The organism is Streptomyces sp. NPDC090127, assembly GCF_044746945.1.
Lineage (GTDB): Bacteria > Actinomycetota > Actinomycetes > Streptomycetales > Streptomycetaceae > Streptomyces.
Window position 1 is genome coordinate 546,005 of record NZ_JBIVDE010000002.1, and the last position, 15,759, is coordinate 561,763.

General features: G+C 73.3%; 12 protein-coding genes. 3 read left to right on the plus strand and 9 right to left on the minus strand.

The window, feature by feature from the left end; genetic code table 11:
- Positions 1-298 precede the first annotated feature (298 nt).
- Together ACIPPS_RS08110 and ACIPPS_RS08115 are read left to right on the plus strand one after the other, a co-directional pair.
- Positions 299-655 carry a VOC family protein gene (locus ACIPPS_RS08110; RefSeq protein ID WP_401428278.1) on the plus strand — a complete coding sequence of 119 codons (357 nt, stop codon included), beginning with the start codon at positions 299-301 and terminating at the stop codon, positions 653-655.
- Positions 656-794: 139 nt separating this feature from the next.
- Positions 795-3,185, plus strand: coding sequence for an ATP-binding cassette domain-containing protein (locus tag ACIPPS_RS08115; protein ID WP_401428280.1), 2,391 nt, complete (start codon positions 795-797; stop codon positions 3,183-3,185).
- A 93-nt stretch (positions 3,186-3,278) separates the two neighbouring features.
- On the opposite strand, the gene ACIPPS_RS08120 is transcribed toward ACIPPS_RS08115, so the two are convergent.
- From ACIPPS_RS08120 to ACIPPS_RS08145, 6 genes are all read right to left on the minus strand, one after another.
- Entirely contained in the window at positions 3,279-5,345 is a 2,067-nt protein-coding gene (locus ACIPPS_RS08120) for an iron ABC transporter permease (protein ID WP_401428282.1), read from the minus strand.
- Positions 5,346-5,350: 5 nt separating this feature from the next.
- Complete coding sequence (locus ACIPPS_RS08125) at positions 5,351-6,331, minus strand: iron-siderophore ABC transporter substrate-binding protein (protein ID WP_401428285.1); 981 nt, start codon at positions 6,329-6,331, stop codon at positions 5,351-5,353.
- A complete protein-coding gene (locus ACIPPS_RS08130; protein ID WP_401428287.1) occupies positions 6,328-7,188 on the minus strand; it encodes an ABC transporter ATP-binding protein in 861 nt (286 codons plus the stop codon). The genes ACIPPS_RS08125 and ACIPPS_RS08130 overlap by 4 nt, the downstream gene beginning before the upstream one ends.
- Positions 7,189-7,406: 218 nt before the next feature.
- Positions 7,407-7,916 carry a DoxX family protein gene (locus ACIPPS_RS08135; RefSeq protein WP_401428290.1) on the minus strand — a complete coding sequence of 170 codons (510 nt, stop codon included), beginning with the start codon at positions 7,914-7,916 and terminating at the stop codon, positions 7,407-7,409.
- A gap of 4 nt (positions 7,917-7,920) precedes the next feature.
- Positions 7,921-8,589, minus strand: coding sequence for a hydrolase (locus tag ACIPPS_RS08140; RefSeq protein ID WP_401428293.1), 669 nt, complete (start codon positions 8,587-8,589; stop codon positions 7,921-7,923).
- A 33-nt stretch (positions 8,590-8,622) separates the two neighbouring features.
- Positions 8,623-9,594, minus strand: a complete 972-nt coding sequence (locus tag ACIPPS_RS08145) for an alpha/beta hydrolase (RefSeq protein ID WP_401428295.1) — start codon at positions 9,592-9,594, stop codon at positions 8,623-8,625.
- A 228-nt stretch (positions 9,595-9,822) separates the two neighbouring features.
- On the opposite strand from ACIPPS_RS08145, the gene ACIPPS_RS08150 reads away from it, so the two are divergent.
- Positions 9,823-12,549 (plus strand): BREX system ATP-binding domain-containing protein, encoded by a 2,727-nt coding sequence (locus ACIPPS_RS08150; protein WP_401428297.1) that lies wholly within the window; start codon positions 9,823-9,825, stop codon positions 12,547-12,549.
- A gap of 126 nt (positions 12,550-12,675) precedes the next feature.
- Here the strand turns inward: ACIPPS_RS08150 and ACIPPS_RS08155 are convergent, their stop codons facing one another.
- The 3 genes from ACIPPS_RS08155 to ACIPPS_RS08165 all read right to left on the minus strand — a co-directional run bounded on the left by ACIPPS_RS08155 (position 12,676) and on the right by ACIPPS_RS08165 (position 15,646).
- On the minus strand, positions 12,676-13,518 hold the full coding sequence (locus ACIPPS_RS08155; RefSeq protein ID WP_401428299.1) for an alpha/beta hydrolase: 843 nt from the start codon (positions 13,516-13,518) through the stop codon (positions 12,676-12,678).
- A gap of 58 nt (positions 13,519-13,576) precedes the next feature.
- Complete coding sequence (locus ACIPPS_RS08160; RefSeq protein ID WP_401428301.1) at positions 13,577-14,470, minus strand: alpha/beta fold hydrolase; 894 nt, start codon at positions 14,468-14,470, stop codon at positions 13,577-13,579.
- 126 nt (positions 14,471-14,596) lie between these two features.
- Positions 14,597-15,646, minus strand: a complete 1,050-nt coding sequence (locus ACIPPS_RS08165; protein WP_401428304.1) for a helix-turn-helix domain-containing protein — start codon at positions 15,644-15,646, stop codon at positions 14,597-14,599.
- Between the last annotated feature and the right edge of the window lie 113 nt (positions 15,647-15,759).

Here is a 15,759-nt window from a genome sequence, read left to right on the forward strand (position 1 = left end):
GCCTGGCCGTCGCCCTGCTCCCCGCCGCGTACGTCCCCCAGCTCACCGGCGTCACCACGAGCGAGCCACGGACGCGCCGACCCGGGTCGAGTACGCCGTCTGGAACGCCGCCGGCCGCACCCCCGCGGCCACCGCCTTCCTCACCGTCCTCGGCCTCGATCCGGACCCGGCCGAACCGGTCAGGAATCGAGAAGCGTCGTCCCGTGGCCGCACGTAGCGTGGCTCGCGTGGACGTCGGAGGGCCGACGTCCGAACGCCACGGACCGGGTCCGGGCGACCCACGACCTCAGGAGCGATCATGACCGGCACCCCCACCGAGGGCATCAGGACCGTGCTGCACCCCGTGTCCGACCTGGCGAAGGCCAAGGAGGTGTACGCCGCGCTGCTCGGCGTCCAGCCGCAGGCCGACAGCGAGTACTACGTCGGCTTCGACGTCGCGGGCCAGCACATCGGGCTCGTGCCGAACGGCGGCCCGCAGGGCATGACCTCGCCGGTGGCCTACTGGCACGTGCCCGACATCGAGGCGAAGCTGGCGGAGGTGACGGCCGCCGGCGCGTCCGTCAAGGACGCGGCCAAGGATGTCGGCGGCGGCCGTCTCGTGGCCACGTTCACGGACGTCGACGGCAACGTACTGGGCCTGGTCCAGGACCGGTGAACGCCGCGGCGCGGCCGTGAACCGTTGCCGTCGGCCACCCCGGCGGCGTAGAACCGGGGTGGAGAGACGCACGGTATGTCGGGACGAGGGAGGCCGCGGGTCCGCGGCCCCCCCCTCATGGATGGAGAGCACGATCAGCATGGCCACGAGGAAGAGCGCGCAGCCGCCCGCCCCGCACGGTGCCGACAGTCACGACGTGATCCGCGTGCACGGCGCGCGGGAGAACAACCTCAAGGACGTCAGCATCGAGATCCCGAAGCGCCGTCTGACGGTCTTCACCGGAGTGTCCGGCTCCGGAAAGAGCTCGCTGGTGTTCAACACGATCGCGGCGGAGTCGCAGCGGCTCATCAACGAGACGTACAGCACCTTCGTCCAGGGGTTCATGCCGACCCTCGCCCGCCCCGAGGTCGACGTCCTCGAAGGCCTGACGACGGTGATCACCGTCGACCAGCAGCGGATGGGCGCCGACCCGCGCTCGACGGTCGGCACCGCCACCGACGCCCACGCGATGCTGCGCATCCTGTTCAGCCGGCTCGGCAAGCCGCACATCGGCCCGCCGAGCGCCTACTCCTTCAACACGGCGTCGGTCCGCGCCAGCGGCGGGATCACCGTCGAGCGGGGCGCCGACAAGACCAGGACGGTCAAGGCGACCTTCCAGCGCACCGGCGGCATGTGCACGCGCTGCGAGGGCCGGGGCAAGGTCTCCGACATCGACCTCACGCAGCTCTACGACGACTCCAAGTCGCTGTCCGAGGGCGCGTTCACCATCCCGGGCTGGAAGTCGGACAGCCAGTGGACCGTGCAGCTCTACGCCCAGTCCGGCTTCGTCGACCCGGACAAGCCGATCCGCAGGTTCACCAAGAAGGAGATGCAGGCCTTCCTCTACGGCGAGCCGACGAAGATCAAGGTCAACGGCATCAACCTCACCTACGAGGGGCTCATCCCCAAGATCCAGAAGTCGTTCCTGTCCAAGGACAAGGAGGCGATGCAGCCGCACATCCGGGCGTTCGTCGAGCGGGCGGTCACCTTCACCACCTGCCCCGAGTGCGACGGCACGCGGCTCAGCGAAGGGGCCAGGTCCTCGAAGATCAAGCGGATCTCCATCGCGGACGCCTGTGCGATGGAGATCCGGGACCTCGCCGAGTGGGTGCGCGGTCTCGAGGAGCCGTCGGTGGCGCCGCTGCTGGAAGCCCTCCGGCGGACCCTGGACTCGTTCGTGGAGATCGGGCTCGGGTACCTGTCCCTGGACCGGCCGGCGGGCACGCTGTCGGGCGGTGAGGCGCAGCGCGTCAAGATGATCCGGCACCTCGGCTCCTCGCTCACCGACGTCACGTACGTCTTCGACGAGCCGACCATCGGTCTGCACCCCCACGACATCCAGCGGATGAACGACCTGCTGCTGCGGTTGCGCGACAAGGGCAACACCGTGCTCGTCGTGGAGCACAAGCCGGAGGCGATCGCGATCGCCGACCACGTCGTCGACCTCGGTCCGGGCGCCGGTACGGGCGGCGGCACCGTCTGCTTCGAGGGCACCGTCGCGGGGCTGCGGGCCGGCGGCACGATCACCGGCCGTCACCTCGACGACCGGGCCTCGCTGAAGGAGACGGTCCGTACGCCCTCCGGCGCCCTGGAGATCCGCGGCGCGACGGCGAACAACCTGCGGGACGTCGATGTGGACATCCCGCTCGGGGCGCTGGTGGTCGTCACCGGGGTCGCGGGCTCCGGCAAGAGCTCCCTGGTCCACGGGTCGATCCCGGCGGGCGAGACCGTGGTGTCGGTGGACCAGACGCCGATCCGCGGCTCGCGGCGGAGCAACCCGGCGACGTACACCGGTCTGCTGGAGCCGATCCGCAAGGCCTTCGCCAAGGAGAACGGCGTCAAGCCGGCGCTCTTCAGCGCCAACTCCGAGGGCGCCTGCCCGACCTGCAACGGCGCGGGCGTCATCTACACGGACCTGGCCATGATGGCGGGTGTCGCCACCCCGTGCGAGGACTGCGAGGGGAAGCGGTTCCAGGCGGAGGTGCTCGAATTCAAGCTCGGCGGGCGGGACATCAGCGAGGTGCTCGCGATGTCGGTCGCGGAGGCCGTGGAGTTCTTCGGCGAGGGCGAGGCGCGGACGCCCGCCGCGCACAAGATCCTCGAACGGCTCTCCGACGTCGGGCTCGGCTACCTCACCCTCGGCCAGCCGCTCACCACGCTGTCCGGCGGCGAGCGGCAGCGGCTCAAGCTCGCCACCCACATGGCCGACAAGGGCGGCGTGTACGTGCTCGACGAGCCGACGACCGGGCTGCACCTCGCGGACGTGGAGCAGCTGCTCGGCCTGCTCGACCGGCTCGTGGACTCCGGCAAGTCGGTGATCGTCATCGAGCACCACCAGGCCGTGATGGCGCACGCCGACTGGATCATCGACCTGGGCCCCGGCGCCGGGCACGACGGCGGCAAGGTCGTCTTCGAGGGCACGCCCGCCAAGCTCGTCGCCGACCGCTCCACCCTCACCGGCGAACACCTCGCGGCCTACGTCGGAGGCTGAACGCCCGCGCCGGAACACGGAGAACGCGTGAGCCCCGCCCCTGGGAGGTCTCCCGGGGCGGGGCTCACGCGCGCGTGGCCGCCGGTCGCGCCGCTAGCGGCGGCTGCGCACCAGCAGGTGGAGGAAGTACGGCGTGCCGATCACGGCCGTCATCAGACCGGCGCCGAGCTGGGCCGGCGCGATGACCGTGCGGCCCAACAGGTCCGCCGTGCAGACCAGTACGGCGCCGAGGAGGACCGCGACCGGGACCACGCGCGCGTGCTGCCGGCCCACGAGGGCGCGGGCCGCGTGCGGGGCGACGAGGCCCACGAAGCCGATCGTGCCCGCGGCGGCGACGGCGGTGGCGCTCAGCAGGACGCTCAGCGCGAGGAAGCCCAGGCGGCCCCGGCCGAGGCTGAGGCCGAGGAGCCGGGGGGTGTCCTCGTCCAGGGAGACCAGGTCGAGTTCGGTACGCCGGGCGAAGGCGGCCGTCACGCCCACGGCGAGCACGAGCGCGAGCGGCACGATGTCCGGCATGGTCCGCCCGTAGGTCGAACCGGACAGCCAGGTGAGGGCCTTGGTGGCGTTGAACGGGTCGGTGAGGACGATCAGCAGGCTGATCAGCGCGGCCGAGCCGGTGGCGACGCCGAAGCCGACGAGGACCAGCCGGTTCTGCTGGAACCCGCCCCGCGCGGCCAGTCCGAAGACGATGAGGGAGCTGACGGCCGCGCCCGCGAACGCGGCACCCGCCACGCTCCACGACGCGGCCAGCGGCACCGAGGTGACGAGAAGGACGGCGCCGAGCGCGGCTCCGCCGGAGACGCCCAGCGTCGCGGGTTCGGCGAGCGGGTTACGGGTCACGGCCTGTACGAGCGTGCCGGCCAGGGCGAGTGCCGCGCCCGCCAGGAGCGCCGCGAGGACCCGGGGCACGCGTGTGTCGAGGACGAAGGAGACGGTCCTGCCGGCGTTGCCCTGCGCCCAGTTGACGACGTCGCCGAGGAGCAGCTTGCTGTCGCCGAGCAGGACGGCGCCGATCGTGACGGCCATGAGGGCGCCGACGAGCACGGCGGTGGTGGTCAGGAAGACGGCCCGGCTGCGCAGGCGCAGCCGGTCGACGGCGGCGGCTCCGGCGGTGTCCCGGACCCGTGTCGCCATGGCGATCAGGAAGACGGCGCCGACCAGGCTGGTGACCACACCCGTCGGCACGGCGACCGCCGTGTCCGCCGGGATGACGGCGCGCAGCAGCACGTCCGAGCCGAGCACGAGCGCGGCGCCGGCCAGACCGGCGACGGGGAGCGCGGCACGCGCGCGGGAGAGGGCGCGGACCCGGCGGACGAGGGGCCGGACGAGGGCGGGGGCGCACAGGCCGACGAAGCCGATGGGCCCGGCGAGCGTGACCGCCGCCGCCGAGAGCAGCGCGGCGAGCACGACGGCCGTGACGCGGGTGGCGCGTACCGGGACGCCCAGGCCGCGGGCCGCGTCGTCGCCGAGGGCCAGGGCGTCGACCTTGCGGGAGACCAGCAACAGCCCGACCAGGCCGAGGAGTCCGATCGGCACCATCTGCAGGAGGCCGTCGAAGCCGTTCTGCGCGATGCTGCCCTGGTTCCAGGTGAACAGTCCTTCCGTCTCCTGGGGGAAGAGCAGCATCAGGCCCTCGGTGACGGCGGTGAGGCCGAGGGTGAGGGCGGAGCCGGCGAGGACGAGCCGCACGGTGCCGGCGCCGAGGCCGGAGAGCCCGAGGACGACGGCGGCCGCCGCGAGGCCGCCGACGAAGGCGACTCCGGAGGAGGCGAGCAGCGGGAGGGAGAGCCCGCTCGCCGAGACGAGTCCGAGACCCAGATAGGAGCCCGCGTTGACGCTGAGGGTGTCGGGCGAGGCGAGCACGTTGCGGCTGACGGCCTGGAGGGCGGCGCCCGCCATGCCGAGGACGGCGCCGACGAACAGCCCGGCGGCCATCCTGGGCAGGCGGGAGGCGACGACGACGGACGCGTCGGCCGGGTCGGCCCGGCCCGTGAACGCCTTCCAGACCTCCGAGGCCCCGACGGCGGCGGTGCCCTGGGTGATGTCGACGAGCGCGAGGCCCGCGACGAGGAGGAGCAGGAGGGCCGTCACCGCGGCCGCGCCCGACCGGGACGCGGCCGCCGACGGGAGGGTGGCGGAGGAAGGTGCGGTGACGGCCATCGGGGTTACTTCGTCAGCGCCTTGACGAGGGCGTCGACGTACTGGTTCATCGACTCGGGACCGCCGAACATCCAGATGCCGTCGGGCAGCCGGTGCACGTCGCCCTTCTTCACGAACGGCAGCGAGGTCCACACCTTGTCCTTGGCGAGGGCGCCCTGGAAGGGGTTGCTGCTGTCGTCGTCGTTGTTGCTGATGTGCGCGAAGTGCACGCCCTCACCGAGCTTGGTGAGGCCCTCGACGTCGGTGGTGCCGAGGCCGTAGGCCGGGTCGCCCTTGACCGACCAGGCGTTCTTCAGGCCGAGCTTCTCGTTCACGGCGCCGATGAGCGAGCCGCTGGTGAACGGGCGGATCTGGACCTGGTTGGAGACGAGGTAGCCGTCGGCGAAGGCGTACTTCGCGCCGCCGAGACCGGCGTCGGCGAGGGCCTTCCTGCCCTCGGCGAGCTTCGCCTCGAAGCCCTTCTTGAGCGTGTCGGCCCGGGCCGTGGTGCCGGTGGCCTTCGCGATGGCGTCGAGGTTCTTCGTCATCCGGCCGATCGGGTCGGCGGCGTCGGCGGCCTTGAGGTTCAGGACCGGGGCGATCCCGCGCAGTTGCTTCACGGCGGCCGGCGGCAGGTCGCTGGTGGCGACGATGAGGTCGGGCTTGAGACCGGCGATGGTCTCCACGCTCGGCTCACCGCGCGTGCCGATGTCCTTGGGGTCGTTCTTCAGCGGGACGGCGGAGTCCCAGGTCTTGTAGCCCTTGACGTCGGCGACGCCCACGGGGTCGACACCGAGGGAGATCAGGGTCTCGACCACGTTCCACTCGGTGCCGACGACCTTCTTGGCGGGTCCGTCGAGCTCCACCTCGGCGCCGGTGTCGTCGGTGAGCGTGAGGGGCTCGGCGGACTTCTTCGCGTCGTCCTTGGCGGGCTCGGTGGTGCCGCAGGCGGTCAGGGTGAGCGCCGCCGCGGTGGCGACCGCGGCGGTGAGCAGGAGGCGTCTCATGGGGTGGGGCTGAGCCTTTCGCTTCGCGTGTGGTGGCGGCCGACGGCGCGGGTGCGCAGCCGCCCTGTCGAGGGGTCGGTGTCGACCTCGATGCGGATGCCGTACGTGTCGGTGAGCCGCGGCGCCGTGAGGACGTCCTCGGGGCGGCCTTCGGCGATGATCCGGCCCTCGCGGAGCAGCACGATCCGGTCGGCGACGGCCGCGGCCTGGTCGAGGTCGTGCAGGACGACGCCGACGGCGATGCCGTGGTCGTCGGCCAGGTCGCGGACGAGGTCGAGGAGTTGGACCTGGTACCGCAGGTCGAGGTAGGTGGTGGGCTCGTCGAGGAGGAGCACTCCGGTCTCCTGGGCGAGGCAGCCCGCGAGCCAGACGCGCTGGAGCTGTCCTCCGGAGAGGTGCTCGGCGCCGCGCTCGGCGAACTCGTCCACGCCCGTCATACGGAGCGCGCGGTCGACGGCGTCCCGGCCGCCCGGGTCCGCCTTGCCCCAGCGACCGCGGTACGGATAGCGGCCGAAGTCGACCACGTCGCGCACGGTCAGCCCGCTGGGGGTGGGGCGACCCTGCGTCAGCAGGGCGACGTGCCGCGAGAACTCGCGGGGTGTCAGGGCGAGGCCGTCGGTGTCGGCGTCGATCGTCAGGGTGGCGCTCCGGGGACGCTGCAACCGCGCGATCGTCCGCAGGAGCGTGGACTTGCCACTGCCGTTCGGGCCGACCAGCACGGTCACGTCGCCGGGCCGCAGGGTCACGGACGCGCCGTGCACGACATCGACACCGTCGTAGGCGACGGTGACGTCCGTGGCCGACAGCGCGTGGCCACGCACGGGCGTGGCCTGCGGGCTTTCTTCACCAACTCTCACGTGACACAGGTTAGCCTAACCTAATTCTGGCCTGAACCAGGGGTTCTTTGGCCAAGATCGGTCGGTTGCCCGGGGCCCCGGCGCGGACCCACGCGCGCGAGCCCGCCAGACGCGCGCGAGGGCGGCGATCTGACGGGCGACGCGGACACGCGCGGCACGGGCGCGCGCGGCACGGGCGGGGCGGTCAGGAGGGGGCGTCCTCCGGGCGGGTGGGGCGGTCAGGAGGGGGCGTCCGCCCGGCGGGTGGGGCGGCGGTGCAGGGCCGCCCGGGTGGCGAGACCGCCGCCCCCGCCGAGCAGCAGGGCGCAGCCGAGCCACCAGGGGGGCCAGGGCAGGAGCCCGAGAACCTGGTCGGCCGACCAGGCGCCCGGGCCGGTCGACGCCAGGACGGCGGCGACGACGATCAGGAACAGCGGGTACTCGTAACCGTCGTTCTGCGCCCACAGCCCGTGCGGGCGTTTGACGGTCAGCGCCACGGTCATCACGCCGATCGCGCCCGCGGCGGCGAGTGGCGTGAGCGCTCCGGCCGCGAGGAGCGCACCCGAGCCGATCTGGGTGGCGCCCGCGGCGAGCGCGGTCAGCGCTCCCCCGCGGAACCCGTCGCGCCGGAACTCCTCGGTGCCGCCCGCCAGTCCCCTGCCGCCGAGGTGGAAGCTCACCTTCTGCACGCCGTGACCGGCCAGCAGCAGGCCGGTCACCACGCGCAGGATCAGCAGACCGAGCTCCACCGGGTCAGCCGGCGGCGTGGGCGCCGATGAAGTGCTTCGCGTAGACGACCCCGAGGCCGTAGGCGCCGGCGTGCGCCTTGACGATCTCCATGACGCCGTCGTACGTCCCGGTGCGCGCCCAGTCCCGCTGGAGCTCCAGCAGCACCTGGACCCAGGTGACGGTGACGGCGCCGGCCCGGCTCATGCGCTCCAGGGCGTGCTCGTGGGCCTGCGGGGTGACGCCGCCGGACGCGTCGGCGACGACGTACACCTCGTACCCCTGGCTCAGCGCGGACAGCACCGGCAGGACGAGACACACCTCGGTCCACAGACCGGATATGACGATCTTGCGGCGTCCGGTGGCGCGGACCGCCTCGACGAGGTTCTCGTCCTCCCAGGCGTTCATCGAGGTCCGGTCGACGAGCTTGTGGTCGGGGAAGACGTCGACGAGCTGCGGCAGTGCCGGGCCGGAGAAGGAGTCCGCCGCCACCGTGGTGATCACGGCCGGTACGTCGAAGAGCTTCGCGGCCTTGGCGAGGCCCACCGTGTTGTTGATGATGGCGCTGCGGTCGCCGCTGCCGGTGCCGAAGAACATCTGGGGCTGGTGGTCGACGAACAGCATCATCGCGTTGTCGGGCGTGAGCAGGTCCGGGCTCGGCACCGCGGCGACGCGGTCGAGGTCGAGTTCGGGCATGGGTGGCTCCAAGAAGGGTGGGGTGAGGGGTGGTCAGACCGTGTAGAGGGCCTTGCGGAGCGCGTCGACGGCCAGCGTGATCGCGGCCTCCGCGCCCTGGGTTCCGCGCAGTGCGTCGAGCATGACGAAGTCGTGGATGACGCCCTGGACGCGGACTCCGGTGACCGGGACTCCGGCCTCCCGCAGCCTGTTCGCGTACGCCTCGCCCTCGTCGCGCAGCACGTCGGCCTCGGCCGTGACGACGAGCGCCGGGGGCAGCCCGGTGAGCTGCTCGGTGGTGGCACGGAGCGGGGAGGCGGTGATCTGCGCGCGCTCCGTCTCGTCCGTCGTGTACTGGTCCCAGAACCACTTCATGGCGTCACGGCGGAGGAAGTAGCCCTCGCCGAACCGGTGGTACGACGCGGTGTCGAAGGCCGCGTCCGTCACCGGGTAGAACAGCACCTGCGCGGCCAGGGACACGTCTCCGCGCTCCTTCGCCATCAGCGTCAGCGCGGCGGACATGTTGCCGCCGACCGAGTCGCCGGCGACCGCGATCCGGGTCGCGTCGAAGCCGTGGTCCGCGCCCTCGTCCACGACCCACCGGGCCACCCGGTAGTTCTGCTCGATGGCGACCGGGTAGCGGACCTCGGGCGAGAGGTCGTACTCGGGGAAGACGACGGCCGCGCGGGCGCCGACGGCGAGTTCCCGCACCAGACGGTCATGGGTGTGGGCGTTGCCGAAGACCCAGCCGGCGCCGTGGATGTAGAGGACGACGGGCAGCGGTCCCTCGTGGCCGGCCGGGCGCACGATCCGCGCCCGGACCTGTCCGGTCGGGCCGCCCTCGACCGTCACCCACTCCTCGTCGATCTCCGGCTTGGCGACGGCGCCGCCCTGCACCTCGTCGACCGCCTTGCGGCCCTCGCTCACCGGAATCTCGTACAGGTACGGCGGCTGGGCGGTCGCCGCGGCGAACTCCGCCGCCGCCTGCTCCAGCACGGGCCGGTTCCTGCTCTGCTCGTCGTCCATCACGAACTGCCTTTCTCCTACGGGCCCCGGGCAGGGGGACGACCTCACGCTAGGAGCCGGGAGAGCGGCGCGGTGTGCCGTCCGTGCACGGGCCATGCCCACCAGGGAACAGCCGTGATCTTCGCGGGCCCCTCGCGCGCCCGCCCCTCGGACGCGCGGACGATAATCTGACGTTCGCGCCGATTGAGGGACATTCACCCGTGCGCGGGGGGACATGAGGGGGCCGTGGTGTCGTTGTCCGGTGGAGCGTGCCTGGTGGGCCGGGAGCGCGAGACGGCGCTGCTGGGGCGTGCTCTGGACGAGGTCCTCAGCGGCGCCGGCGGTTCGGTGGCCCTGCTGAGGGGCGAGGCGGGGATCGGCAAGACCGCCCTGCTGGAGTGGGCCGAGGCCCGTGCGCGGGAGCGTGGATTCGCCGTCCTGCGGGCCGTGGGCGCCGAGGCCGAGGCCGAGCTCCCCTTCGGGGCGCTCCACCAGATCCTGTGGCCGCTGCTCGAACGGTCCCGGGCGCTCGCGCCCCGGCAGCGCGAGGCCCTGGAGTGCGCCCTCGGACTGCGCGAGGGGCTGCCGCCCGGCGGCTTCATGGTCGGCGCGGCCGCGCTCGCGCTGCTCGCCGAGGCGGCACGGGCGCGGCCCCTGCTGCTGCTCGTGGACGACCTGCACTGGGTGGACTCCTCCAGCGCCGCGGTCTTCGCGTTCCTGCACCGCCGGGTCGGCGAGCTGCCGTTGGCGATCGTGAGCGCGACCCGTCCGGACGGCGCCGCCGTGGAGGGCTGGCCCGCTCCCCCGGTGGACGTCGAGGCGCTCGCGCACGCGGAGGCGGACGTGCTGCTGCGGCGGTCGCACCCCCGGCTCGCGGCCGTGACGGCCGACCGGGTGCTGGCGGAGGCGGGCGGCAACCCCCTGGCCCTGGTCGAGTTGCCGCTGCAACTGCATCAGGACCACGTCCGGGGCATCGTCCCGCTGCCGGAGCGACTGCCGTTGGGGCAGCGCCTGGAGCGGATGTTCGCCGACCGGCTCGCCTCGCTCTCGGACGACGCCGCCCGCGTCCTGCTGCTGGGCGCGCTCGGCGGCGGCGCGGCGACCCGGAGCATCGGGACCTGGCTGCGGGCGGTCGCGGGTGAGGACTCCGAGGAGGTGCTCGAACGCATCGCGGCCAGCGGTCTGGCCCGGCTGGACGGCGCGGGCCGGCTCGCGTTCCGCCACCCGCTGGTCCGCAGCGCCGTCGTCTCCATGGCCTCGGGCACGCAGCAGCGGGGGGCGCACCGGGCGCTCGCGGACGGGCTGCCCGCGGACGATCCGCGCCGGCTCGTCCACGAGGCGTCCGCCGCCCTGCTGCCCGACGAGGAGCTCGCCGGGCGGCTGTACGAAGCGGGCCGACGGATCGCGCGGCGCGGCGGGGACGCGGAGGGGGCGCTGCTCCTGGACCGCGCCGCCGCCCTGAGCACCGACCCGGACGCCCGCGCCCGGCGGCTGACCTGGGCGGCGGTCACGGCGGCCCGCAGCGGGCGGCTGCGGTACACCGCGCGGCTCGTCGAGGAGGTGAAGCGGGGCCCGGTGCCCGCGGACATCGCCCCGCTCTTCGCGTACGCGACCGTGTACGTGGACCAGAGCCACCGGGTCGACTTCTCCTCCTCCTTCACCCTGCTGCCGGAGGCGCTGGACGCGCTGGCGGCGCAGGGCCCGGAGGCGTTCGGCGGCCTCGCCGAACAGGTGTACTTCAAGCTGCTGCTCGCCGCCACGTACACCGACGACCCCCGTGGCTGGCGCGCCCTGGAGCACCATCGGGACCAGGTCTCCCCGCTGGCCCGGCTCTGTCACCGGGCCTGGTCCGACCCGGCCCGTACGGCCCACGGGGTCTCCGAGGAACTGTGGGCGCTGGCCGAGGGGATGAGCGCCGAGCAGGAGGCCGGCGGTGCCTGGCTGCTGCTGTGGACCGCCTCGGCCGTCGACATCGCGCAGGGCGGGCTGTGGCGGCGCTTCACCGGGCAGCACGCGTACGCCACACAGGGCTCGATCGCGAAGGCCAGGAGCTACCAGGACTTCCTGCACGGCCGCTGGGACACGGCGGAGGACTGCCTGCGGGAGGCGGAGGCCGCCGACGAGCTGGGCTACCACTGCAACGCGCTGATGTTCCGGCTCCACCACGCGCACTTCCTCGCCGGCCGCGGGGACGGCGCGGGCCTGGACGCGGCCGAGAAGGCCATCCGGCCGGAGGCGCTGCGGGCCCGGATGCGGTTCGTCACGGACCGGCTCACCCATCTGCGCGGGCTCGTCGCGCTGGCGCACGGGCGGTACGAGGAGGCCTGGTCGTACGTCTGCGCCCTGACCCCGCCCGGCGTCCTGCCGCGCGGCGTGCCCTGGTTCCACCTGCCGTTCCTCGACGTCGTCGAGGCGGCCGTGCACACCGGCCGGCGGCGGGAGGCCGAGGCGCACGTGGCGGCCGGGCGGGAGGCCCGGATGGCGGAGATCTCGCCGCACCACGCCTTCCTCTTCGCCGCCGCCGTCGCCCTCGCCGCCCCCGACGAGGAGGCGGACGCCCGCTTCCGGGACGCATACGCCGTGCCGGGCTCCGGACAGTGGGTCTTCGAACGGGCACGGCTGCGGCTCGCGCACGGCTCCTGGTTGCGGCGCCGGCGCCGCGCGGAGGCCAGGGACGTGCTGGGCGAGGCGCGCCGTACGTTCCGCGAACTGCGGGCCGCGCCCTGGGTGGAGCGCTGCGATCAGGAGCTGCGGGCCGCCGGCCACCCGGTGGGGCCGGCGACGAGCGGGCCGGGCGTGCTGACCGGGCAGGAGCTGCGGATCGCCGAACTCGCGGCGACGGGCCTGTCGAACAAGGAGATCGGCGCGCTGCTGCGGCTCTCTCCGCGTACGGTCGCCGCCCATCTGTACAAGATCTTCCCCAAGTTGGGGATCACCTCCAGGGCCGCCATCGCACAGGCGCTGAAGAGCCGCTGAGCAGCTCGGCAGCTCGGCCGCGGCTGACGGCAGCTGGGCGACTCTCGGAGGCGATCGGGGGGCGGCGGAGGGTGGGCGGCGGGGTGTGTCCCCACCCCGCCACCCCCGACCGGGAGTTCCTCCGCGTCAGCCGACGAAACGGCGGACGAAGGCGAGCGCCGTGTCGGCGACCTCACGCCAGCCGTTGTCGATGGTCAGCGCGTGCCCGCGGCCCTTCATCTCCACGATCTCGGTGACCGCGCTCTCGTTGCGCTCCTGCTTCTTGAAGGAGGCGTGGGCGATGGCCCAGGGCACGGTGTTGTCCTTCTCGCCCGAGATGACCAGCAGCGGTCCCCGCTCGGGGTGGAGGGTGTCGACCTTCACCTCGGTCCACGGGTTGACGTTGGCCGCGGCCGCCTGGAACAGCGGCTCACCGGGGGCGGGGACGGCGAACCGCTCGTACAGCTCCTTGGCCTCCTCCTCGCCGACCGCGTTCGCGAAGGAGTAGCGGAACTGGTCGTACGTGAGGGGTACGGCACGGTGGTAGTTGGCCGGGTTGCCGAGGACCACGCTCGCCGCGCGCAGCGAGGAGATCGGCAGCGGAAGGACGCCCCGGAACGGCGCGGGGTCGATGGCCACCGAGGCGGCAGAAAGACCGCGGCCGGCGATCATCTGTGTGATGAGGCCGCCGAAGGAGTGTCCGACGACGACCGGCTTGCGGTCCAGACGGCCGATCAGGTCGGCGAAGTGGTCGGCGACCTGACCCACGCTCTTGCCCGCGAAGACCTCGGGGTGGGCGTGGGCCTCGGCCACGGTCTCCGGGTCGTCGGGCCAGCCGGGCGTCAGGGGCGCGAACCCCGCGTCCTCGAAGACCCGCGCCCACCGCTCCCAGCTGCTGGGGAGCAGCCAGAGACCGTGGACGAACACGACAGGGGTGCGGTCTCCCGCGTTGATCCGCTCGATGCTCTCGAGGTCGGCCGATGCGCTCATGGTTCATGTCCTCACTGGGAAGGGTGCGGCGGGCGTAGGTCCGGGAGGGCTGGGTCTGTCAGACCGGGGACACGGGGACGGAGCGGGCGGCCGTCCGGATGAGTTCCGCCACCGTGCCGGGTCGGCTCCGCAGCGGCAGGTGCGAGCTGGGGATCTCCACGGTGCGCGAGCCGGCGCGCTTCGCCTGGAAGCGCTGGAGCTCCGGGACGATGCCCCGGTCGCGCGTGGCGACGAGGTTCCACGACGGGATCGTCCGCCAGGCCGCCGCCGTGACCCGGTCTCCGAACGCGCTCGCGCTCACCGGCCGCTGCACGGCCTCCAGTTCGCGGGCCGTGGAGGCCGGGAGGTCCTGGCAGAAGACCGGGTGGAACCGGTCCGCCCGGATGTACAGATCGAGGCCGGGTGTCCCGTCAGGACCGGGCGCGGGCACGGCCGTGAGCGCGGGGTCCAGGAGGGAGCCCGGGAAGCGCGCCGACAGCTCCCCCAGGACCTCGCCCGCGTCCGGCACGAACGCGGCGACGTAGACCAGGGCCTTGACGTGGGCGACACCGGCGGCCGCCTCCGTGACCACGGCGCCGCCGTAGGAGTGCCCGGCCAGGACGACCGGCCCCGGGATGGTCGCGAGGACGGACCGCAACTGGGCGGCGTCGGCGGCCAGTCCGCGCAACGGGTTGGCGACCGAGCGCACGGTGTACCCCCACCGCTGGAGGTGCTCGGTCACGGGCGCCCAACTGGAGCCGTCCGCGAAGGCTCCATGGACGAGGACGACCGTCGGCTTCGCTCTGTCGTGATGCGGACTACCGGCCGCGCCGGTAGCCGCCGCCTGGGCGGATGCGCCGTCCGCCGCCGCCTCTGCGGGTGCGGCGGACAGCCCTGCCGTGGCGACGCCCGCCGCCATCGCGGCTCCTGCGGCCACGATGCCGCGGCGGCTCACCGGCTGGGATTCGGTCATGGGGTTCCGCTCCTCGGGTGGGTGGGTTGTCGCCTCCACGCTAGGAAGGAGCCGCCCGCGACGGATGACGGACCGCGCACGGGGATGTCCCGACGACGCACACCTGGGGAGCGGGGGCGGCGGGGTCTAGGACGGCGTGGTCGGGACCGTCGACGGGACCTGGTCGCCGGATCGGACGCGGTGCCATTCGCGGGGCGAGATGCCGTACACGGCGCGGAAACGGCGGCTGAAGTGGGCGGAGTTGACGAAGCCCCAGCGCTTGGCGACCGCCGAGACGGACACCGAGGTGTGCCCGGTCGCGCCCAACTCGCGGCGGCACTCCTCCAGTCGGCGCTGCTGGATCCATCGGCTGAGGGTCGTGCCCTCGTGGGCGAAGACCTTGTGCAGGTAGCGGACCGACACATGGTGGTGGGCCGCGATCGTCTCCGGGGAGAGGGTGCGATCGCCCAGGTTCTCGTTGACGTGGTGCCGGATGCGGCGCGCCATCGCGCGGCGGACGGCGTCGCCGTGCGGGGCGTCGGCGTGCGGTGCGACGGCGCGCGGGGCGCTGTCGCCCGTGGCTTCCGTGCCCGGGCGGGGAAAGTCGGCCAGTTCCGAGGACAGTGTGCCGAGCAGGTCGGTCACCGTGCCGGCGAGTCGGTGCGCGACGGGGCGCGCGTACGAGGCGACGGAATCGGCGAGGGTCTCCAGGAGCGGCGCGAGCAGGGGGACGACCCCGTCGCCGGTCCGCGGGTGGACGCCCCAGAGCACGTCCGTCCGCGCGAGGGGCAGCCCCAGGACGACGCGGGGGAACCGGAAGAGGTGAAGGCGGAAGTCGTCCAGCTCGGAGACCGCGTACGGGCGGGTCATGTCGAGGACGAACACGTCGCCCGGTCCGCAGAGGAGTGCGCGGTCGTCCGTGGTGATCCGGGCGGTCCCCGCGGTGTGGATGCCGACCCCGACGACGTCGTCGAGGTCGTACGGCGGGGTCGTCCCGAGCGGGAGCGGTACGGAGGACACGGTCGGCGGGCCCACCACTCGCTGCGGGGCGCCCTCGGTGGTGCTGACACGCAGGAACCCGCATCGGTGCGAGGTGCTGCGGCCGACGAAAGAAAGGCCGGTGGGAACGTCGAGCTGCTTCTCGTACGCGTGCGACCGCGCTCCGGCGGCCGACATGGTGGTGAACGCCAGGCTCACGAAAGCCCCCTGGTGCGAGGTGTGTTCGGCGGAACACCGACTGCCGATCGGCGGCCGGAAGGGCTCGGGGTGTGGTTCCCGGCCCGTACGCCCGAGTCTGCTGACACGCGTAC

Bases quoted from the DNA above. Each gene is read 5' to 3' on its own strand.
- ACIPPS_RS08160 (WP_401428301.1), bottom strand. From the start codon at position 14,470: ATGACCGAATCCCAGCCGGTGAGCCGCCGCGGCATCGTGGCCGCAGGA.
- ACIPPS_RS08110 (WP_401428278.1), top strand. From the start codon at position 299: ATGACCGGCACCCCCACCGAGGGCATCAGGACCGTGCTGCACCCCGTG.
- ACIPPS_RS08145 (WP_401428295.1), bottom strand. From the start codon at position 9,594: ATGGACGACGAGCAGAGCAGGAACCGGCCCGTGCTGGAGCAGGCGGCG.
- ACIPPS_RS08125 (WP_401428285.1), bottom strand. From the start codon at position 6,331: ATGAGACGCCTCCTGCTCACCGCCGCGGTCGCCACCGCGGCGGCGCTC.
- ACIPPS_RS08140 (WP_401428293.1), bottom strand. From the start codon at position 8,589: ATGCCCGAACTCGACCTCGACCGCGTCGCCGCGGTGCCGAGCCCGGAC.
- ACIPPS_RS08120 (WP_401428282.1), bottom strand. From the start codon at position 5,345: ATGGCCGTCACCGCACCTTCCTCCGCCACCCTCCCGTCGGCGGCCGCG.
- ACIPPS_RS08115 (WP_401428280.1), top strand. From the start codon at position 795: ATGGCCACGAGGAAGAGCGCGCAGCCGCCCGCCCCGCACGGTGCCGAC.
- ACIPPS_RS08155 (WP_401428299.1), bottom strand. From the start codon at position 13,518: ATGAGCGCATCGGCCGACCTCGAGAGCATCGAGCGGATCAACGCGGGA.